This is a genomic window from Micromonospora lupini str. Lupac 08, assembly GCF_000297395.2.
Classification (GTDB): domain Bacteria; phylum Actinomycetota; class Actinomycetes; order Mycobacteriales; family Micromonosporaceae; genus Micromonospora; species Micromonospora lupini.
In genome coordinates this window covers 231,526-251,858 of the sequence record NZ_HF570108.1, presented here as the reverse complement: position 1 = coordinate 251,858, position 20,333 = coordinate 231,526, and the positions used below count along the sequence as shown (strand labels likewise).

Here is a 20,333-nt window from a genome sequence, read left to right as displayed (position 1 = left end):
ACACACCGGTTGGGACGTGTCGACGGTAGGACGAATCTTCCTCACTCCGCTGGGGCGCCGGTAGCGAGTCCCCTGATCGTGGCCCCGGTGCCGTCGCGGCCGTCTTCCTTGATTGACAAAAGTCAGACGAGTAAGTCCGAACTCAACCCGGGGGCGGGGGGCCGCAGCGAAGGGCGCTGGCCATTCGCTGTGGCTGCCCGCCGTGTCGATGTGCTGTTGAGCGGTATGCCTCGGAGGTATGAATATGACTCTGAGGTATACCGCTGATGACCACATCGGCCCTCATGGAGGTGACCGACGGTCGCCGGCCGCCGGTTGCTCCCATCGCCCTAGCCAGGATTAGGAATTACTCGTCTAGTCCCGGTCAGGGGGCGGTCGGCGTGCGCGGGCCTGGCCGGTGGGCGGGTTGGAACAGCTCGATGAGGTTGCCGGCGGGGTCGGTGAGCAGGATCTGGCGGCCCCCGGGACCAGAAACCACGTCGCTGCGGAACGACAACCCCGCACGGCGTAGTCGGTCGATCTCGGCATCGAGGTCGTCGACGCTCAAGTGGATACGGTTGCCACCCGCGGTCGTCGCGTCGTCGGGGGTGGCGCGGGCGCCCGAACTGGCCGGCCCGGACAGCAGCAACCGCAACGGGCCACGCACCACGTCCGCGAAGGCGGGCGCGGCGCTGGTCTGGAGGGTGAATCCGAGATGGATGGTGTAGAAGTCCACCGCCGCTTGGACGTCGTCGACCAGGTAACGGACGCTGGCGTGCTGATCAGGTGTCGTCACTGCTGAATCTCCTTCAGGGGCGGGCCGCCGCGAGGACAGGCAGCAGGTGCCTGATGCGGGTGTCGATGTCGGCCGCGGTCTGCTGGAAGGCGGGGTAGCTGGCGTGGTCGGTGTCGCCGGCCGTGGCGGGGTCGAACAGGCTCCAGTGCACCCGCCGAGGCTGGCCCGGAAAATCCGGGCAGACCTCGCGGGCCTTGTCGCACAAGCTGATCACGTAGTCGAACCGGCGGCCGGTCACTGTGTCCACGTGCCGGGGGCGCTGGCTGGCGATGTCGATGCCGAAGTCGTCGCGCAACAGCCGTACGGCGTTGGGATGAAGCCGGGGCCCGGGCCGGCTGCCGGCGCTGGCCACCTCGACCTGGCCGCCGGCGCGGTGACGTAGCAGGGCCTCGGCGATCGGTGAGCGCGCGCCATTGCCGGTGCACACGAACAGCACGCCGACGGGGGCTGAGCGCCGCAGGTCGACAGGCGTTGTGCGTGGCGCATGTTCCCTGTGCAGCGCCGGGTGCAGCGCGGCTGCGGATTCGGCAAGCGCGGATGCGCAGCGGTCCAACTCCAGGTGGTAATAGCTGTCGCGGCCGTCGAAGCTGCTGCGCGTGGCGGTGACCAGTGCGCCGTCCCGCAGCAGCCGCAGATGGTAGGAGACCAGGTTCTGCGGCTCACCGATAAGCGTCACCAACTCACGGACCCGGTAGTCGCTTCTGGTGAGCTCGGTCAGCAGCCGCCACCGCAGAGGATGGGCCGCCAAGCGCACAAACGCGGGGACGGCTTGATTCGACGACGCCACGACAGCAATCCTACATCAAATAGGATTGATGGAGTAGGAACACGTCACTGCCGCAGTTCCTTCTCGAACCAGTGGTGCGCGTAGTGCTCGGTGTTGTATGCCTCGATCTCCCGGTAGCCGGCGGCCCGGTACATGGCTATCGCCTCGGTGAGGTTGCGGTTGGTGTCGAGCCGGACCGCCCTCGCGCCCCGGTCGGCGGCGTAGCGTTCCAGCTCGCCCAGCAGCCGCCGCCCGACGCCCAGCCCGCGTACGGTGTCCGCCACCCAGACGCGCTTGATCTCGGCGGGCGCGTCGCGGTGGAGTTTGACGGCACCGCAGCCGACGGGTTCGAGATGGAGAGTGGCGAGCAGGAGCACCCCGGCGGGCGGGACGAGCGCCTCGTCGTCGACGGGCTTGCTCAGCGCCGGGTCGAACCCGCCGTCGATCCGTCGCCCGATGTCCCGGGCGTACGCCCGCAGGCAGGCCCGGGCCCGTCTGTCGCTCGGCGGGCACGGTCCGATGACCACCATCGACCCGATGAGCAGGCGTTCGACCTCGGCCATGGCGGCGACGAGTCGTTCCCGGCGTCGCTCGGTGAGCGGTTCGAGGATCGAGGCGGCGAGTTGGTCGGAGCGCTTGTCGAGTTCGGCCCATTCGGTGCGGCCGGCGGCGGTGAGCTGGGCGACGCGTACCCGGCCGTCGCCGCCGGCCTGGTCGGCCGGGCCCACGGTGACGAGCCCGTCGTTCTCCAGGGTGCGCAGGAGTCGGCTGAGGTAGCCCGAGTCCAGCCCGAGCCGGGCCCGTAGTGCCGCGACCTCGGTGCCGGCGGGGCCGATCTCCCAGAGCAGGCGGGCCTGCCCGAGGGGCCGGCCCTGCGCCATGTACTCGTCGTCGAGCGCACCCACCCGCTGGGTGACCGTCCGGTTGAACCGCCGCACGGCGGCGAGAAGGGTGGAGTCCATCTGCCTGACTTTAGTCAGGCGTTCCGGGGCGGCGATAGGTGAAGAGGGCGGCGTGGTCCAGAACGGCCACCACGAGCACCACGAAGGTGGCGACCGCGCTCACCGCCACCAGCGGCAACCGCAGAGCGGCGGCCGCGCCGGCCAGCACGAACAGGGCACCCACCCGGGGCCAGGACAACCGCCGGTGGATCGCCAGCGAGAAGAGGATCCGCCCGACGAGGAACAGCATCGGCCCACCCAGGATGGCCATGATGGCCCTCATGTCGCCGGCCTCGGTGGGGTGGGCGATGCTCAGCTCGGCCCCGACGGCCGTGACCACGATGCCGGCGATCATCACGAGGTGCAGGTACGCGGCGACGACGCCGAGCCGCGAGGGGTCGCCGTGCTCGATGGCCGAGCCCAGATGCCGGCCGGCAGGCGTCACGTAGAGCAGACCGACAAGCACGGCGGTGGCGAAGACCAGCAGGAAGGCGGCGGTCTCGGCGGGGTCGAGGTCGGTGCCGGCGTACGACAGACCGGCGACCAGCACGAGTTCACCGAGCGCGATGATCATGATCTGTCGGTAACGCTCGGCGAAGTGCGCGCCAGCGAGGCGCAGTTCCTGCTGACGGGCGCGACCCAGCATCGGCGTCGGCCAGCCGAGCCGTGGTCCGGACAGGTCGACCGCGAGGGCGAACACCCAGAGCGGGATCCGCCACTCCGGCACGAGCACGCCGGCGAGCCACGGCACGGCGGTGACGGTGTACCAGCAGAGGATCCGCAGCGCCCGGCGTTGACGCGGATGACCGCGCAGCACCGAGACGGTGACGACGCCCCGGACGAGATGGACCGCGACGTACGCGCCGGCGTAGAGCCCCGCCCGTCCGTGCAGCCCCTGCGGGATCGCCACCCCGACCAGCAGGCTGCCGAGCGTGGCGGCGACAAGCACCGCTCGGATGGCCGGGCTCTCCGGGTCGTACCAGTCGGCGGTCCAGGTGGTGGTCACCCAGATCCACCAGACGCCGACCAGCAGCACCGCGGTGCGCAGCGTCCCGCCCAGGGTGAGGTCGTGGAGCAGGTGCCCGGTCAGCTGGCTGAGCGCGAGAACGAACGCCAGGTCGAAGAAGAGTTCCAGGAACGACGCGCTCAGCGGCGCGTCGCTTCCCCGCAGCAGCCGCTCGGGTCTGCTCGCCATCGGCGCTCCTCCCGGTGGCCGGCGCTGGGTCCGTCGTACCACCCGAGGCCCGCCACCGGAGGCGAAAGCGCGTCAGCGGCGGACACCGACCCCGGCGTAGCCGTGCGAATCCCCGACCTCCTGCTCGCCGTCCGGTCGCCACCGGGTGGTCTCGACCAGGCCGGGCTCCACCAGGTCGTACCCGTCGAAGAAGCGCAGCGCCTCGGCGTGCGTGCGGGGCACCAGCGGGGCGCTGCTGGTGCGGTACACGGCCTGCCCGCGCTCGGCCACCTCCGGCGGAACGCCGTCCAACGTCAGGTGCGACAGCACCAGGTGACTGCCGGGCACGGTGGCGTCGCGCAGCCGGGCGATGGCGGCCCACGGGTCGTCGTCGTCCGGCACGAAGTGCAGCACCGCGAGCAGCAGCACGGCCACCGGGCGGTCCAGGTCGAGCGTGCCCCGCACCTCCGGATGGGCCAGCAGGTCGTCCGGCCGCCGCAGGTCGCCCTGCACGACGGCCGTGCCGGGCACGTCCGTCAACAACCGCCGGCCGTACGCGACTGCCACCTCGTCGTAGTCGACGTAGACCACCCGGGCGTCCGGCGCCACGGCCCGCACCACCTCGTGCACGGTGCCCTGGGTGGGCAGCCCCGCCCCGATGTCCAGGAACTGGTGGACGCCCTGCGCGGCGGCGTACCGGACGGCTCGGCGCAGGAAGTGCCTGTTGGTCTGGGCGGCGAACCCGGTGCCGGGGAAGATCTCCAACACCCGCTCGGCGGCGGCGCGGTCGGCGGCGAAGTTGTTGCTGCCGCCCAGGAAGTAGTCGTACATCCGGGCGACGTTGGGTCGGGCGGTGACGTCTGTGGTGTCGGGTGCCGGCTGGTCGGTCACGAGGGGTCCCTTCGCCGCGGTCGGATCTCGATGTCTAGCACCCCGGGGCGACGACCCGCTGACCCCTCGTGTCGTTGATCCGGCTGCACCCCTGGTCATGGCCGGCCACGGTGGGGGCACCGAAGCACCGAGGGGGACGCGATGACCGGTCAGCGGGAAACCGTGCGGGTCGAGGATGACCTGTTCCGCGCCGTGTACGACTCACCCGCGTCGCTGCCGGGTCGGCACCGGTGGACCACACCGGAGGCGGATGTCAGGCGTCTGGAGAAGCTGCTCGGGATGCCGGCGCGCAGCATCGGCGCCCCGCTGTGGGTCAGCGGCGACGAACCGGACTGCCCGAAGTGCGGCCGGCGGATCACCTGGTACGACATCGTCTCGTCGGCACTCACCGGCCTGCACGACAAGAACATGATCGCCACGGTCATCCTCGGCGAACAGCGGTACGTCAACACCGAGGTGCCGGACGCCATCGCCGGGGTGCGCTGCGCCGACTGCCACACCGCCATCGAGGGCCTGCGCAGCTTCAAGTGCCACAACTGGGCGTACGCCTTCGAAGAGCTGGAGGCCGTCCGCGAGCGCATGGCCGGCGGCCCCGCGCCGACCTGAGAGGCTGGCGGCGGCCCCACGCCGACCTGCGAGCCTGGCGGTGGCCCCGCGCCGATCTGAGCTGGGATCGGCCGGTCAGTCGGCCGAGCGGCGGGTGGGGCGGCGGCCCGGCGGGGGCGACGGCTCGGGTCCGGGGTCGGGCACCGGCGGCATCGGCCTGGTGACCGGCTCGGCGCCGGTGACCCGCAGGCGCTCACCGTGGTGCCACAGCTCGACCTCGGCGTCGTGGGCGGCGTCGGGCAGCTCGTAGCGGGCCTCGGCCGACGTCAACGTGACCCGCAGCCGGTGCCGCCGCCACCGCAGGCTGAAGGCCAGCCGGTCGATCCGCCGGGGCAGGCGGGGATCGAAGGAGAGCACTCCGCGGTCGTCGCGAAGGCCGCCGAAGCCCTGCACCAGCGCCAGCCACGCCCCGGCCAGCGAGGCCAGGTGCAGCCCGTCGGCGGTCTTGTCCCCCAGGTCCGCCAGGTCCTGCGAGACGGATTCGGCGAACAGGTCGTACGCCAGGTCGAGGTGCCCGACCTCGGCGGCCAGCACCGCCTGTGGCGCGGCCGACAGCGACGAGTCGCGGACCGTGCGGGCCTCGTAGTAGGCCAGGTTGCGGGCCTTCTCGTCCGCGGTGAACTCCCCCGGGTGCAGCTGCATGGCCAGCACCAGGTCGGCCTGCTTGACCACCTGCCTGCGGTACAGCTCCAGGTAGGGGAAGTGCAGCAGCAGCGGGTAGTCGTCCTCGTCGGTGTTCGCGAAGTCCCACTCCGGTTGGGTGGTGAACCCCGCGGACTGCTGGTGCACCCCACGCTCCCGGTCGTACGGGACGAACATCGCGTCGGCCGCGGCCCGCCAGCCGGCGATCTCGGCCGGGCCCACACCGAGCCGGCCGGCCAGGTCCGGATGGCGCTCGGCGGCGTCCGCGGCGCCCCGCAGGTTGCGGCGGGCCATCAGGTTGGTGAAGACGTTGTCGTTGACAAGCGCGGCGTACTCGTCGGGGCCGGTCACCCCGTGCAGGTGGAACGTGCCCGTGTCGGACCAGTGGCCGAAGCCGTGCCACAGCCGGGCGGTCTCCACCAGCAGCTCCAGGCCCGCCTCCGCGAGGAACCGCTTGTCGTCGGTGGCCGCCACGTAGCGCAGCACCGCGTCGGCGATGTCGGCGTTGACGTGCAGCGCGGCGGTGCCCGCCGGCCAGTAGCCGGAACACTCCCGGCCGCCGATGGTCCGCCACGGAAACGTGGCGCCGGTCAGCCGCAGCTCGGCGGCACGCTCCCGCGCCTCGGGCAGGTGGGCGTGCCGCCAGGCCAACGCGGAGCGGGCCACCGCCGGCGCCAGGTACGTGAGCACCGGCAGCACGTACGTCTCGGTGTCCCACAGCACGTGCCCGTCGTAGCCGTTGCCGGTCAGCCCCTTCGCCGAGATGGTCCGGTCGCCGTCGGGACGACCCGCCTGGATGAGGTGGAACATCGCGAACCGGACCGCCTGCTGGAGCTCCCGGTCGCCGTCGAGCCGCACGTCGGCGACCTGCCAGGCCGCGTCCAGACTGGCCCGCTGGTCGGCCAGCAGCGCGTCGAAGCCGTCGGCGCGGGCGGCGTCCGCCTCGGCAACGACCAGGTCGGCCAACTCGTCGGCGGGCGTTCCGTCGACCGGCGCGCACTCGTACGCGGCGAACTTCGTCAGCCGCAGCCGCTCACCCGGGTGCAGCCGGCCGGCCACGGTCAGCCGCATCCGGTCCGGGGTGCCGTCGCTGGTGGCGGTCACCGTGTCCGGAGCATCCACCAGGTGGCTGACGGCCACCGCCACGCGCTGTCCGCTGCGCTCGGTGCGGTGCACCAGCACCCCGTCGAGACCGGTCGTGCGGTGCGCCTCGGCGGTAAGCGGGTCGGTGAGCACCGACGCGGCGCGCGGGTCCTCGGAGCGTTCCGGCACCCGCTCGTTGGCCAGCAGGTCGGAGCAGACCCGCAGCTCGGCGGGGCCGTCCAGCGGCTCGACCTCGTAGTGCACGGCGGCGACCGGGCGGCGTGGCAGGGACACGAGCCGGGTGCTGCGCAGGAGCACCCTCCGCCCGCCCGGCGAGATCCACTCCGTCTGCCGGCGCAGCACGCCCGCGCGCAGGTCGAGCACCCGCTCGTGACCGCGCAGCGTCCCGGTCCGGATGTCCAACGGCTCGTCGTCGACCCAGAGCCGGATCAGCGCGGCGTTCGGCGCGCTGATCACGGTGTCGCTGGCCTGCGGGAACGCGTACCCCTCCTCGGGGTAGCTCAGCTCCCGCCGCTCGTGGAAGCCGTTGACGTAACTGCCCGGCATCCCGCACGGCGCACCCTCGTCGAGGACACCACGCCAGCCGACCCACCCGTTGCTCAACGCGAAGACCGACTCGGTCTCGCCCAGCCGTTCCAGGTCGGCCGCCGTACGCCGGATCCGCCAGCTCTCGTCCTGGACCGTCGCAGCGGCGGGTGGCGGTTGGTCGGTGGCCGAACCGGTGTGCACGAAGCCTCCTGTGGGTGCCGACAGCTCTCACCAGCCAAGCAGAGGCGCCTGTGGGGTCGCTTGACGAAGGTCGTGCGGCCGGCTCGACCTTCGACTCCTGTGCTGCCCCCTGCGGCGTTCCTAGGGTGTCTCCAAGATGAACGAGGTATGAACATGTAGTGAGGTGATTCATGGCCGACTACGGCAGCACGGACGTTCCAGAGATCAGTGCCGAGTGGTACCGCGACATCGTCGATGCCGCCGCCGGTAGCCCCGACCCGGTGCGGTGGTTCGTCGGACACGCCACCGAGGGGGTGATCCTGCTGCTCGGCGCGCTGCTGGTGGTGGCCGCGCTGCGCCGCCTGACCGGCGGCCCGCACGACCGGGCACTCGCCCTGGTCGCGCCGCTGCCGACCCTGCTGGCGTACGCGAGCAGCGAGTGGCTGAAGACCGTGGTGGACGAGGACCGGCCGTGCCGAACGGTGGGCCGAGCGATCATCGCCGGCACCTGCCCGCCACCGGGCGACTGGTCGTTCCCCAGCAACCACGCCACCCTGGCGGGCGCGCTGGCGATCACCACCCTGTTGCTCTCCCGCCGGCTCGGGCTGGTCGCGCTGCCACTGGCCGTGCTGGCCGCCTTCTCCCGGGTCTTCGTGGGCGTGCACTACCCGCACGACGTGGCCGCCGGCCTGCTGCTCGGCGCCCTGGTCGCCGTGGTGGCGACCCCGCTCCTGGCCCGCCCGACCGCCGAGGCGCTGCGCCGCCGCACCGATGCCCGACGCCCGGTGCCCGACCTGGCCAGTCGACCCCGCCCCTGACCTCGCCCGCTGCTGCGCGGCTGCCCCGCAGACGGTGGGCGGCGGCCGGCGAGCGGTGGGCGGCCTCAGAGGATCAGGAGGCGGGCGCCCACCGTGCCGAGCAGCAGGAACGGGCCGAACGGCAGGTGGGTGCTCCACCGGGCCCGTCGGGCGATCAGCAGTCCCACGCTCACCAGCGCGGACAGCCCGAACGCGAGCAGCAGCCCGAGGAGCAGGACGGACCAGCCGTACCAGCCGAGCAGCGCGCCCACGCCGAGCGCCAGCTTGGCGTCACCCAACCCGAAGCCCCGGCGGCCGAGCAGCAGGGTGGTGGTGGCGAAGAACAGCGCCAGCCCCGCACCGGCGGCGACGGCCCGCAGCCACGGGCCCGCCTCGGCGGCGGCGAGCGCGGCCGCGCCGAGCAGCAGCCAGGTCCCGGCCGCCGCAGGCAGGGTGAGCCGGTCGGGCAGTCGGTGCACGGTCAGGTCGACGAGGACCGCCGGCACGGTCCAGGCGAGCCACCAGGCCAACGCCGGCAACCCTCCACCCGACGGGCCGACCAGCGCCAGCAACGCCACGGCGGCGACCACTGCCGCCTCGACCGTGCCGGGCGGCGGCCCGACCCGGGCCCGACACCGGCCACACCGGCCGGTCGGGCCGAGCGCCGGCCAGGGCCGGGTCAGGCCGACCGCCGCGCCGCAGGCGTCGCAGCCGGTCCGACTGGGGGTGCCCGTGGGTACGGCGTGGCGCAGGACGGCCAGGCGCAGCAGCGGACTGACCGTCAGGGTCGCCAGCACGGAGCCGACGTTCGTCCGGCGGGTCGACCCCGCCCGGCGGCGAGTTGCGGGCCGGGAACGGTCAGCACCCGCGGCAGGCCCCTCCTGTGCCCGATCGGTCGGGTTGGGCCGACCGGGTGCCGCCGCAGGGGGGCCGGTCAGCGCCACGTCGACCACGCCGGACGTCGGCCGCCCCCCGCAAAGGTGAACACGGATCGTGACTGAACGTTCGCTCGGGTGTAGCGGATGGCGCGGAAAGCGACGTCCGCTGCCGGCCGCAGGATGATCTCCTCGCCCGGCACCGGGCCGGCCGGCACGACGACCGAGACCGCACGCCCGCCACTGTGGGACGCGGTCCGGATGCCGGGATGGGGGCACGATGTCCCACTCTCGGGACCGAAGCGGGGGCGGCGCCGGATCGGCCCGAGCCGGCGCGGCCAGACCGTCGGCGCCCTCTCGGTGGCCTCTCGTCCGGAGTGCGGTAGGGACACCCGCCACCACCACCCATCATCACTCAGAGTGTTCACTTGACTTGCCTCTGTTGCATCGGCGACCGTCAGCCTATGCTCCCCCTTTGGGTGTGACGCAAGCCTCACCGCACCAACCGGAAGACACGGGACCTTGCATTTGTAGAAGATCCGTAACGGTGAATGCAGAAGCGCAATGAACAGCTCCGGACGCACTGATCCGGGCGCGCTTCCGCATGCCCGACGGCGGTGCCTCGTCGCCACGTCGGGCGATCACGAGGAGGGCTCGACGGTGCGCGGACGGCAGCTCAGGCGAGCGGCAATCTGCCTGCTGGCGGTCGTGGCGACGGTGCCGGTCACCGGCTGCGGCAGCGGGCAGGAGGCGGTCGATCGGCCGGCGACGGCGCGGAGCGAAGGAGTGCGGGCGGCTTCGGACGCCGAACGGGAAGCGGCCGAAAAGGCGGCGCTCGAGGCGTACTCCGGATATCTCGCGGCCTCGCGCACGGCGAGTCGGCGCAGCGATCCACACGCGCCGGAACTGTCCCGGTTTCTCGCTGATCCACTGCTGACTCGCGTGCAATTGTCCATTCGCGACGCGAAGGAGCACGGCGCGATGCGCACCGGGACGCTGGCGTCCGACCCCAGCGTGACAATCGTCAGCCTGGACTCGAACCCGGCCACCGTGGAGATCCAGGACTGCCTGGACGCGACCGCCTACCGGCTGGTCTACACCAAGGACCAGCGCGTGGTGCCGGGCAGTGGCGGCGGCAGGCACCTGGCCACGGCCACCGCCACCCGCTATCCCGACGGTCGCTGGCTGATCAGCTCCGGCTCGGCGCACCCGGACCAGCCGTGCTGACCCGGGGGCGGACGGCCCATATTCGCGAGGCCCGGCGGATGTTCGTCGGGGTCGGTCTGGCGTTGCTGGTGGTGATCGGCGCGACCCTGCCGGCCGCCGCCGCCCGCCGTGCCGACCCGGGAGTCGAGTGCCCGCCCGGCCAGCCGGACTGCAACGTCTGGGACGACGAACCCGGCACGCCGGGCGGCCCCGGCGGCGGCGGCGACAACGGCGGTGGCGACTCCGGTGGCGGTGGGGGCGGCGGTGTCTGCCAGTGGGGCGGGCGGACGATCCCCTGCTACGACGATGTGCTGGGCTGGTTCAACAACGGTGACGGGTGCTACTACAAGCTCGCCGTGCCGCAGCCGCCGGCACCCGAGGGTCAGCAGTGGTACGTGCAGACCTGCAACGGCGGCGACCTCGGCGCCCAGGACACGGTGCCGCTCGACGGGCCACCGGCCGGCTTCGGCGCGCCGCCGGACCCGGAGGAGCTGGCCCGCCGCGCCCTCGCGTCGATCAAGCTGCTGCCGGCCCGGCTCAGGGTGGCCCCCCGCAAGGACATCGGCCCCGGCCTGGTCGGCCTGCCGGTGTGGATGTGGGCCACCCCGAGCCCGAGCTACTTCGGGCCGCTGCGCGCCTCCGCGAGCGACCGTGGGCTGACCGTCTCCATCGAGGCGAAGGTCGACCGGATCGTCTGGAGCATGGGCAACGGCGACACGGTCACCTGCACCAAGGCCGGCACCCCGTACGACCCGAAGGGCAAGCGCGCCGGCAAGACCTCCCCGGACTGTGGCTACGACAGCGGCTACCGGAAGGCCGACACCTACCGGGTGGGCGCCACCACGTACTGGACGGTGCGCTGGTGGACCGGCGACGGCGACGAGGGTGACCCGATCGCGCAGACCCGGACCAGCGGCACCGTGCCGGTCCAGATCAAAGAACTCCAGGTGGTGACCAGGTGAGTGAGCCGGTTCAGCGAGCCCCACAGTCCGGAATGGAGATCGAACGGTGAGTCTGGCTACGCGCAACGCGACCGGGCCGGTGGACGCGCCGGTAAGCCCGCCCAAGGTGGTCCGGCAGCGCCGCGTCCGCCCCGGGCTGCTGGGTCTCGCCGTCCTCCTGATCGCCCTCGGCGGGCTGGGGGCCGCGTTCGCGGTCACCTCGGTCCGGGCCACCGGCAGCTACCTCGCGGTGGCCCGGCCGGTGGAGGTGGGTCGGGAGGTCAGCGCCGCCGATCTGATCACCGTGCAGGTTGCCGGCGGCCAGGGGTTGCACCCGGTGCCCGCGGGCCGGCTGGACGAGGTGGTCGGCAAGCGGGCCGCCGTCGCGCTGGTGCCCGGCACCCTGCTCACCCTCGGGCAGGTCACCGACGACCCGATGCTCGGCCCGGGTCAGCAGCAGATCGCGCTCGGCCTGAAGACCGCCCAGGTGCCGGCCCGCGAGCTGCACCCCGGAGACAAGGTGCTGCTGGTCAGCACCCCGGACGAGAACGCCACCGGGGCGGCGGCCGGTGCGGGCACCCGGTTCGCGGCCACCGTCATCGACATGGTCAGCCCGACGGACGACGAGAAGGTGCTGTACCTGGCGCTGCTCGTCCGGGACGTACCCGCAGTGGTGGCGCTGGCCGCCCAGGAGCGGATCGCCGTCGTGCTGACCGAGGCGGCCTGAGCATGGCCATCATCGCGTTGGTGTCCGCGAAGGGCTCGCCCGGCGTGACCACCTCGGCGTTGGCCTGCGCCCTGACCTGGCACCGCCGGCTGGTCCTCGCCGAGTGCGACCCGGCCGGCGGGTCGATCCTCGCCGGCTACCTGGGCGGTCAGCTCGACGGGCCGCGCGGCATCGGCGAGCTGGCCGTCGGGGAGCTGCGCGACGGCAACCTGGAGACCGCGTTCTGGTCCCAGCTGGTCGACCTGGACGCGCCGCGCCGGGAACGGCTGCTGCTGCCCGGCCTTGTCGACCCGGCGCAGTCCGGCAGCGTCAACCCGCTCTGGCAGCGCTTCGCCGACTACTTCAACGCCCTGGACCGGGGAACCCCCGGCTACGACGTGCTCGTCGACTGCGGCCGGCTGCACGTCACCGGCCCGCCGTGGCCACTGCTGCGGGCCGCCTCGGTGGTGCTGCTGGTGACCCGGGCCCACCTGCCCGACCTGTCCGGCACCCGGGCGGTGGTCACCACGATCGAGCGGGACTTCGCCGAACACCGGGTGCCGCCGGGCACCCTACGGCTGCTGCTGGTCGGCGACGGGCACGGACGCGCGGAGATCAGTCGAGGGCTGAAACTGCCGGTGATCGCCCGACTGCCGCACGATCCGCGTACCGCAGGGGTGCTCGCCCTCGGTGGGACCGTCCGATCCGGACGGCCACTGCTGCGCGCGGCCGCCGCGCTTGAGGTCCCGGTCGGTGCGCTGCTGGAACGTCGGCGGGCACGGCTGGCGTGGCCGGTGCAGCAGGGGGTGCCGGATGCGGTTTGAGCCCGTCTCCACCGACCCCCGTCAGCAGCCGCCGGGCGCGACGTCCACGGCGCCGCCGCTGGCCCCGCCGAACGGGCGGCACCACCAGTCGGCTGCGGTACCGCAGCCGATGCCCACCGCCACGCCACCGCCGGAGGTGGCGCCGCGACCCCGGATCGACTTCCAGGTGGTCCGGGAACTGCGTCGGGAACTCACCGAACGGCTCACCCTGTGGCAGCGCGGCCGGGAGTTCACGGTCGACGAGGAGGACACCGAGCGGGCCCGACTGGCCGTCACGGTGGTCGCGGAGTACGCGGACGCGGTCCGTCGCGCCGGGACACCGATGGCCGCAGGCGAGGAGCGCCTGCTGCTCGACCAGGTGACCGCCGAGCTGGTCGGGCTGGGCCGGCTGCAGACCCTGCTTGTCGACGACACCATCGAGGAGGTGCACATCCTCGGCTGTGACGTGGTGCGCATCACCCGGCACGGCGGTGGGGTGGACTGGGCCGAGCCGATCGCCGACAGCGACGCCGAACTCGTGGAGATCCTCCAGGCGGCGGCGCGGCGGGCCGGCGCGACCGAACGGTCACTGTCCACGGTGAAGCCCACCCTGGACCTGCAACTGCCCGACGGCAGTCGACTGGCCGCGGTGTTCCTGGTCAGCCACCGCCCGTACGCGGTGATCCGCAAGCACAACACCCTGGACGTGAGCCTCGACGACGTGGCCGGCGCCCGGGGTGACCTGGACGAGATGATCGACCCCCTGCTGCGCGACTTCCTGCGTGCGGCGATGCGCGCCGGGTTGAACATCATGGTCGCGGGGCTGGCGGGTGCCGGGAAGACCACGATCATCCGGGCGTTGATGAACGAGATCCCGCCGGACGAGCCGTACGTGCTGCTGGAGGAGAGCCGGGAACTGTTGCCGGCGCGCCGCCGCGAGCGACACCGGGCGGTGATGAGCTTCGAGGCGCGGGAGGGGCACGGCGAGCGCGGCTTCGACGGCCGACCCGCGGGTGAGGTGACGATCGCAGACCTGATCCCGCTCTCGCTGCGGATGGGCGTGCTGCGCATCATCGTGGGTGAGGTGCGGTCCCGGGAGATCGTGCCGATGCTCCAGGCGATGACCACCAGCCGGGGCTCGATGTGCACCATTCACGCCCGTACGGCGGCGGGGGTGGGTGAACGGATCGTCGAGCTGGCGCTGGCGCACGGCCGGGAGATGACAGTCGACCAGGCCCGCCGGATGGCCGGCAACGCCCTCGACCTGATCGTCTACGTCACCATCGAGGACGAGAGCGCGATCGGCGGCCGTAAGCACCGGTTCGTCTCGCACGTGGAGGAGGTGATCGGTGCCGGTGAGGCCGGACGGATCACCACCACCACCGTCTTCGGTCCCGGTCCGGACGGCCGCGCCGTCCCCCGCCACCTGCCGGAACGGGTCCGCGACCAGTTGCTGCGGGTGGGATACGACGTCCGGCTGCTGACCCGCTGGATCGAGGCCGGCACGGGCGCCTGGCGGCGTCCCCGGCAGACCCGACTGGCCCGGCGGTGACCTGATGGGGAACAGCCTGGAGTTGATCGCGGTGGTCTCCGGGGCCGCCTGTGTGGCCGGGTTGCTGCTGGCGGTCGTCGCGCTGGTGGGCACCCGTCGGCCCGCCGGACCCGGCCCGGGAGCGGGGCCCGGCCTGGGCCGCCTCTGGCGCGGCTCCGGCGCCACCCCCGCCGAGCGGCACGCCTACCAGACGCTGCTGCTCGCCGCGGTGGTCGCCGGGGCGTTGGCGTTCCTGCTGACCGGCCTGCCGGTGGTGGGCCTGCTGGTGGCGGTGGCGGTGCCCGGCGCGCCGTGGCTGTTCGCCGTGGGCAAGGCCGAGCAGCGGGCGATCGCCCGGATCGAGGCCGTCGGCGAGTGGACCCGCCGGCTCAAGGACGTCTCCGGTACGGGGCAGGGCCTGCAACAGGCGATCATCAGCACGATCGGCAGCGTGCCACCCGGCATCGAGGACGAGGTACGTCTGCTCGCCGCCCGGTTGCAGGCCGGCTGGCTGGCCCGTTCCGCGCTGCTGGCGTTCGCCGACGAGATCGCCGACCCGGTCTGCGACCAGGTGGTGGCGGCCCTGATCCTGCACCTCACCGACCGGGGGGAACGGCTGGGCGACGTGCTCGGCTCGATCGCCGGCGCGGCGGCCGCGGAGGTGGCGACCCGCCGGGAGATCGAGGCCAAGCGCACCCAGCCCCGGTTCGCGGTCCGCTTCCTGACCGGGATGACGCTGGCGACGCTTGCGTACGGGCTGGTCAACACCGAATACATCAAGCCGTACGGCACTCCGACGGGTCAGGTGGTGATGGCCGCGCTCGGCGCCGCCTTCATCGGTCTGCTGGCCTGGGTGCGGTCGATGAGCCAGCCGCAGCGGCCGGCCCGGTTCCTGCCGGCGCCCGACCCCCAGGAGGTGATCGCGTGAGCGCGAGCAGCCCGGTGCGGCGCGGCACCGGAAGGCGGTCGCGATGATCCTCAACTGGTACCTCGCCGTCGCGGTCTGTGGCGGGGCGACGATCGGGTTGGGCCTGTTTCTGGTGGTCCGGGAGCTGGTGCCGGCGACCCCCGCGCTCGGGCCGGCGCTGCGCCGCCTGCACCAGCCGCCGGGCACCGGGCGGGTGGCCGCTCCCGCCTCCCGCCGGCTGGACTGGCTGACCGGACCGTCCCGCTGGCTGCGACCACCGCACCGGCAGCTCGCCCTGATCGGTCAGACCTCCGAGCAGTACGCGCTGTCGGTGCTGCTGTCCGCGCTCATCGGACTGGCCACGCCGACCCTGCTCGGGGTGGCGCTGTTCGTGCTCGGCGTGTCACTGCCGCTTGTCGTACCGGTGCTGGGTGGCCTCGGCATGGCGCTGATCGCCGGCCTGCTGGCGCACCGCTCGGTGCTTGCCAAGGCGGACGCCGCCCGCGACGAGTTCCGCCAGGCCGTCTGCACGTACCTGGATCTGGTGGCCCTGCAACTCTCCGCCGCGCACGGGCCGGTGCAGTCGCTGGAGCGGGCCGCGGCGGTCTGCGACGGCTGGGTGTTCGACAGGCTTCAGGAGTCGCTGAAGATCGCCCAGATGCAGATGCACGCGCCCTGGGACGAGCTGCGTGACCTCGCCGACAAGATCGGCATCCCGGAGCTGGGCGACGTCGGGGCGATCATGCGCTCCTCCGGCAGCGAGGGCGCGCAGGTGCACGAGACCCTGCGCAGCCGGGCCGACTCGTTGCGCGACCAGATCCGCACCGACAACCTGGCCCGCGCCGAGGGCGTGACCAGCCGACTCGACATCCCGGGCGCGCTGCTCGTCTTCGTGCTGCTCGGCTTCGTCGTCTATCCGTTCATCGCCCGTGTCTGATCCGACCCCGAGAAGGAGTACGCCATGTCCATCCTCACCTACCTGCACGTCGTGGTGACGACGCGCTTCGCCGAGCTGCGGCGGGACGCCGAGCGCGGCGACAGCCCGGTACCCACCGCCGTGATCATCTTCGGTCTGGTCTTCGTGGCGACAATCGTCACCGGCCTGGCCCTCACCAAGGCCAGGGACTGGATGAATGCCATTCCGGGCCACGCGAACCCGAAGTAGCCGACATGCGCCGAGCCGCGTTCCCGAAGTGGCGCCGGACGGTTCGCGCCGTCCGGTGCCGCCTCGCGGCCGGTGACCGGGAGCGGGGCGCCAACCCGGTGGAGTTGGCCGTGATGATGCCGCTGATCCTGGTGCTCCTGTTCGCCTCGATCCAGGTCGCGGCCGTGTTCCTGGCCCGCTCCACCGCTTTGAACGCCGCGCAGAGCGGGGTCAACGCCCAGCGGGTGTACAACGCGTCGGACGAGGCCGGGAAGGCCAGCGCCACCCGGTTCCTGACCGCCGCGGGCAGCTGGTTGGTGGGCTGGGAGAAGATCGGTCCGGCCTGTGTGACCACCGCGATCGAGGTGACCTGCACGGTGACCGGCCGGTCCCTGTCGGTGGTGCCCGGCGTGGACTTCGCGGTGCGGCAGACCGCGCACGGGACGGTGGAGCGGGTGACCCCGCCGTGAACCGGGCCGCCGAGCGGGGCTCGGTCTCCATCGAGGTGGCGGTGCTCGCGCCCGCCTTCATCGCGTTGATGGTGCTGGCCGGCGTGGCCGGGCGCAGCGCGGTGGCGGCCGAGGCGCTCGACACCGCCGCTCACGACGCGTCCCGGGCCGCCTCGATCTCCCGGACTGCGGGCGACGCCCGGAAGGCGGCCCGGGACGCGGCCCGCCAACAGTTGGACTGGCGGGGTCTGGCCTGCACCGGCGCTCCGACGCTGAGGTTCACCGGCTCGGTCGGCGGCACGGCCACCAGCTTCGACGACGCCTACCGCAGCGCGCTCGGGCAGGACGCCACGGTCACCGTCGAGATCGTCTGTCAGGTGTCGTTCCGCGACCTGCGGCTCGCCGCCGTGCCCGGGATGCCAAGCGAGAACCGCATCGTGGCACGGTTCACCTCGCCACTGGACCGCTACCGGAGCCGGGGATGAACGGCCGTCCGCTGTCCGGCGACCACGGGAGGGTCAGCATCTTCCTGGCGGTGGCGATGGTCGGCGTACTGGCCATCGTCGGGCTCTCCTTCGACGGCGCCGGGCAACTGCGCACGCTGCAGCACGCCGACAACCTGGCCGCCGAGGCGGCCCGCGCGGGCGGGCAGGCCATCGACCGGGCCACCGCGATCGAGGGTGGGCCGACGCGGATCGACCAGCGGCAGGCCCGCATCGCGGTCGCCAACTACCTCTCCACCGCCGGGACCACCGGCCACACCGTCAGCTTCCCGCAGATCGCCGGGGAGACCGTCGTCCGGGTACGCGTCACGATCACCTACCGCCGCTCGATGCTCGGGCTGTTCGGCTTCGCCGACCGGGTCACCGTCAGCGGCGAGGCGACCGCGCGGGCCATCACCGCAGGACCGTAGGAAGGAAGGCCGCCATGTCCGCATCGGGTCGGTCCGTCGTACGGCGGACCGGACGCGTCCTCACCGGCGTCGGCGCGCTCGTCGTGCTCTGCGCTCTGGTGGTGGGCGCGCCCGTCGCGCTGCTCGCCTTCGCGGGCAATCCCCTGCCCGACCATCTGCCCTCCCTCGCCGAGATGGGCACCGCCCTGACCAGCCGCGACGACGGGCAGCTCTTCCTGCGGGCCCTGGCGCTGGCCGGCTGGTTCGGCTGGGCCACGTTCGCCTTCTCCGTCGTGGTCGAACTGGGTGCGCAGAGCCTGCGTCGGCCGGCGCCGAAGCTGCCGGGGATGAGCCGCCAGCAGAAGGCCGCCGCCGCGCTTGTCAGTTCGGTCGCGCTGATCCTCGCGGCCAGCCCGGCCGCCGCCAGCGCCGCCGCGGTCTACACCGGTCCGGCGTACGCCCAGTCGAGCGCGTCGACAAGCGCGGCCCGACTGCCCGGAAGTGGCCCGCTCGGACTGGCCGGGAGCGGGCCGCTCGCGACGACCGGCAGCGGGCCGGTCAGAGCGGCCGGCAGCGGGCCGCTCGGACTGGTCGCGCCACCTGGGCCGGGCGGCGGTGACCAGGCCGCTCCGGTGTATCGGGTGGCGCGGGGCGACTATCTCGGCGAGGTGGCCGAACGGTACCTCGACGAGTTCGGCGACTATCGACAGCTCGCCAAGCTGAACCGGTTGGACGACCCGGATCGAATTCGCCCCGGCCAGCTGCTCCGGCTGCCGGCGGAGGCCACCGACCAGGGCGCCCGCACGCACGCCACCGGCAAACTCGTCCGCCGTCCCGCCGCGCCCAAGCCGCCGGCCCCGCGGCCGGCGCCGGAGCGGACCGCGCCGGAGCGGACGGAGCAGGCACCCCCCGGCGGTACGGAGTCGACAGGTCAGGAACCCACGATGACCGTCGGCGCGGCACGGGCCGGGGCCACCGACCGGGTGAACCGACCGCTGGCGGTCTCCGCCGTCCTGGCCGTGGCGAGCATCGTGGGCGCGCAGATCGGCGCGGTTCTCGGGCTGCGCCGCCGGCCGGCCACCGCCGGTGCCGCCCCTCGGTTGACGACGAACACCCGCGTGCCCCGAGGCGGCGCGGGTCGGAGCAGTGGCAGCTCCCGCAGCGGTCGTCGGAGCAGCGGCGCCGCGTGGGCCGCCGGCCGCGCGGCAGCCGCCACCGAGAGCACGGCAGCACCGACCGGAGGCCCAGCCGTCAGCGGCGCGCCGGGCCCGACCGGGGACGAAGGCTGGGCCGGCAGGGAAGGCTGGACCGGCGACGAAGGCTGGGCCCGCGACGAGGGCTGGACCGGCGAGGAAGGCTGGACCGGCGGTGACCAGCGCGGACTGGCCGCCGGCGGGCCCGGCTGGGATGCCGCGTCGGACGAGCCGTCGACCGGTCGGCACCGACGCGGCTGACCTGTCAGCCGACGGCGCGTGCCGAGAGAGCTGCCGACTGGTCGGCACCGACGAAGCCGACCGGTCGGGCTTGGCGGAGCGTGTCAGGGCAGGCGGGTCTGGAGGACGCCGTCCTGGATTCGCGTGGGCAGGATCTGCTGGTCGTTGCCGGAGGGCCCCTGCACGACCTCGCCGCCGTTGAGTCGGAACGCGCTGCCGTGCCACGGGCAGACCACGCAGGCGTGGCCGTCGATCTCCTGGACCTCGCCCTCGCCGAGCGGTCCGCTCTGGTGCGGGCAGCGCTCAAGCATCACGGTGACCTCGTCACCGTGGCGGTAGAGGATCACCGAGATGTCGTCGTCGACCTCCCGGGTGATCAGGGTGCGCTGCGGCAGGGTCGCCATGTCGGCAAGCGAGTGCCAGCCGTCGGTCATCCGGTGCAGCTCAGACACGCTCTGGTTGACCTGAGCGCCCTGCTTGTACGCCAGGTGACCACCGATGTACGCGCCGAGGCTGACGGCGGAGAGGCCGAGGAATCCGAGTGCCCGACCGACGCCGTGTCGCCCGGAGAGCCGCGCCGCCAGCGAGCCGGCGTAGAGGCCCACGCCGACGGTGTTCGCGGCGGCGTGCACCAGGCCGACCCGGCGCTGGTCCCGGGACAGCACCGCCCAGTCGTTCAGGCCGGCGACCGCGGCCGGTAACGCGCTGACGGTGCCCAGGCCGACAAGCACGGTGGCCGGTCGGCGCTGGCCCGGCATCAGGTCCAGCACGGCGGCGCTGATCCAGGCGCCGACCGGCACCTGCACCATCGCCGGGTGCAGCGGATGCCCCAACGTCACGCCGTGCAGCAGGTCCCGCAGCCGCCGCGGACGCAGCGTGCCGAGGACGACCTTCTGCAACCGGTCACCCGCGCGGTCCAGCCGGGAGTCCTGCTCGACTTTCGTCAAAAGTGCTCGCACGGGTACCGACTTCCCGGCGATCGCCGTCGCAAACCGGTCGGCGACGACAAACCTGCCGCGCCCACCCACGCCGATCTTGCACT

General features: G+C 73.0%; 20 protein-coding genes and 2 pseudogenes. 14 read left to right on the top strand and 8 right to left on the bottom strand.

The genetic code is table 11. The features are described 5' to 3' along the window. Positions 1-364: 364 nt before the first annotated feature. From MILUP08_RS02375 to MILUP08_RS02355, 5 genes are all read right to left on the bottom strand, one after another. Positions 365-775 carry a VOC family protein gene (locus tag MILUP08_RS02375; RefSeq protein WP_007454420.1) on the bottom strand — a complete coding sequence of 137 codons (411 nt, stop codon included), beginning with the start codon at positions 773-775 and terminating at the stop codon, positions 365-367. Positions 776-788: 13 nt separating this feature from the next. Beyond that, positions 789-1,529 (bottom strand): arsenate reductase/protein-tyrosine-phosphatase family protein, encoded by a 741-nt coding sequence (locus tag MILUP08_RS02370; protein WP_144057063.1) that lies wholly within the window; start codon positions 1,527-1,529, stop codon positions 789-791. A 77-nt stretch (positions 1,530-1,606) separates the two neighbouring features. Next, positions 1,607-2,503, bottom strand: a complete 897-nt coding sequence (locus MILUP08_RS02365) for a bifunctional helix-turn-helix transcriptional regulator/GNAT family N-acetyltransferase (protein ID WP_007454417.1) — start codon at positions 2,501-2,503, stop codon at positions 1,607-1,609. A 10-nt stretch (positions 2,504-2,513) separates the two neighbouring features. After that, the gene (locus tag MILUP08_RS02360; protein ID WP_007454415.1) at positions 2,514-3,677 is read right to left on the bottom strand and encodes a low temperature requirement protein A; all 1,164 of its coding nucleotides are present in this window, start codon (positions 3,675-3,677) and stop codon (positions 2,514-2,516) included. A 72-nt stretch (positions 3,678-3,749) separates the two neighbouring features. After that, positions 3,750-4,547, bottom strand: coding sequence for an SAM-dependent methyltransferase (locus MILUP08_RS02355; RefSeq protein ID WP_007454414.1), 798 nt, complete (start codon positions 4,545-4,547; stop codon positions 3,750-3,752). A gap of 141 nt (positions 4,548-4,688) precedes the next feature. Between MILUP08_RS02355 and MILUP08_RS02350 the strand changes: the two genes are divergently transcribed. Beyond that, positions 4,689-5,153: a hypothetical protein gene (locus tag MILUP08_RS02350; protein ID WP_007454413.1), complete on the top strand. Its 465-nt coding sequence runs from the start codon at positions 4,689-4,691 to the stop codon at positions 5,151-5,153. A gap of 75 nt (positions 5,154-5,228) precedes the next feature. On the opposite strand, the gene MILUP08_RS02345 is transcribed toward MILUP08_RS02350, so the two are convergent. Continuing rightward, positions 5,229-7,628 (bottom strand): glycoside hydrolase family 65 protein, encoded by a 2,400-nt coding sequence (locus MILUP08_RS02345; protein WP_007454412.1) that lies wholly within the window; start codon positions 7,626-7,628, stop codon positions 5,229-5,231. A gap of 170 nt (positions 7,629-7,798) precedes the next feature. Here MILUP08_RS02345 and MILUP08_RS02340 point away from each other — a divergent pair, with 170 nt between their 5' ends. Beyond that, positions 7,799-8,425, top strand: coding sequence for a phosphatase PAP2 family protein (locus MILUP08_RS02340; RefSeq protein WP_007454411.1), 627 nt, complete (start codon positions 7,799-7,801; stop codon positions 8,423-8,425). Positions 8,426-8,490: 65 nt separating this feature from the next. On the opposite strand, the gene MILUP08_RS02335 is transcribed toward MILUP08_RS02340, so the two are convergent. Next, a complete protein-coding gene (locus MILUP08_RS02335; RefSeq protein ID WP_007454410.1) occupies positions 8,491-9,201 on the bottom strand; it encodes a prepilin peptidase in 711 nt (236 codons plus the stop codon). Positions 9,202-9,939: 738 nt separating this feature from the next. On the opposite strand from MILUP08_RS02335, the gene MILUP08_RS02330 reads away from it, so the two are divergent. From MILUP08_RS02330 to MILUP08_RS02275, 12 genes and pseudogenes are all read left to right on the top strand, one after another. Beyond that, positions 9,940-10,506 (top strand): hypothetical protein, encoded by a 567-nt coding sequence (locus MILUP08_RS02330; protein ID WP_007454408.1) that lies wholly within the window; start codon positions 9,940-9,942, stop codon positions 10,504-10,506. 38 nt (positions 10,507-10,544) lie between these two features. Beyond that, a complete protein-coding gene (locus MILUP08_RS02325; RefSeq protein WP_007454407.1) occupies positions 10,545-11,447 on the top strand; it encodes a hypothetical protein in 903 nt (300 codons plus the stop codon). 46 nt (positions 11,448-11,493) lie between these two features. Then, on the top strand, positions 11,494-12,153 hold the full coding sequence (locus tag MILUP08_RS02320; RefSeq protein WP_007454406.1) for an SAF domain-containing protein: 660 nt from the start codon (positions 11,494-11,496) through the stop codon (positions 12,151-12,153). 2 nt (positions 12,154-12,155) lie between these two features. Beyond that, a complete protein-coding gene (locus MILUP08_RS02315) occupies positions 12,156-12,956 on the top strand; it encodes a CpaE/TadZ family protein (protein ID WP_007454405.1) in 801 nt (266 codons plus the stop codon). Continuing rightward, positions 12,946-14,487 carry a TadA family conjugal transfer-associated ATPase gene (locus MILUP08_RS02310; protein WP_007454404.1) on the top strand — a complete coding sequence of 514 codons (1,542 nt, stop codon included), beginning with the start codon at positions 12,946-12,948 and terminating at the stop codon, positions 14,485-14,487. Before MILUP08_RS02315 ends, MILUP08_RS02310 begins: the two co-directional genes overlap by 11 nt. Beyond that, positions 14,448-15,394: pseudogene (locus MILUP08_RS02305) on the top strand (type II secretion system F family protein). The gene MILUP08_RS02310 and the pseudogene MILUP08_RS02305 overlap by 40 nt, the downstream one beginning before the upstream one ends. Before the next feature lie 46 nt (positions 15,395-15,440). Then, the gene (locus MILUP08_RS02300; RefSeq protein WP_039907173.1) at positions 15,441-16,310 is read left to right on the top strand and encodes a type II secretion system F family protein; all 870 of its coding nucleotides are present in this window, start codon (positions 15,441-15,443) and stop codon (positions 16,308-16,310) included. A 24-nt stretch (positions 16,311-16,334) separates the two neighbouring features. After that, positions 16,335-16,538, top strand: a complete 204-nt coding sequence (locus tag MILUP08_RS02295; RefSeq protein ID WP_007454399.1) for a hypothetical protein — start codon at positions 16,335-16,337, stop codon at positions 16,536-16,538. Positions 16,539-16,543: 5 nt separating this feature from the next. Next, positions 16,544-16,987 (top strand): TadE/TadG family type IV pilus assembly protein, encoded by a 444-nt coding sequence (locus tag MILUP08_RS02290; protein WP_007454398.1) that lies wholly within the window; start codon positions 16,544-16,546, stop codon positions 16,985-16,987. Then, positions 16,984-17,451, top strand: a complete 468-nt coding sequence (locus MILUP08_RS02285) for a TadE family protein (protein ID WP_007454396.1) — start codon at positions 16,984-16,986, stop codon at positions 17,449-17,451. Before MILUP08_RS02290 ends, MILUP08_RS02285 begins: the two co-directional genes overlap by 4 nt. Further along, positions 17,448-17,879 carry a pilus assembly protein TadG-related protein gene (locus tag MILUP08_RS02280; RefSeq protein ID WP_007454395.1) on the top strand — a complete coding sequence of 144 codons (432 nt, stop codon included), beginning with the start codon at positions 17,448-17,450 and terminating at the stop codon, positions 17,877-17,879. Before MILUP08_RS02285 ends, MILUP08_RS02280 begins: the two co-directional genes overlap by 4 nt. A gap of 14 nt (positions 17,880-17,893) precedes the next feature. Continuing rightward, a pseudogene (locus MILUP08_RS02275) lies at positions 17,894-18,943 on the top strand (LysM peptidoglycan-binding domain-containing protein); the annotation flags it as partial. A 452-nt stretch (positions 18,944-19,395) separates the two neighbouring features. Here MILUP08_RS02275 and MILUP08_RS02270 read toward each other — a convergent pair. Beyond that, entirely contained in the window at positions 19,396-20,250 is an 855-nt protein-coding gene (locus tag MILUP08_RS02270; protein WP_039907168.1) for a Rieske (2Fe-2S) protein, read from the bottom strand. Positions 20,251-20,333 lie beyond the last annotated feature (83 nt).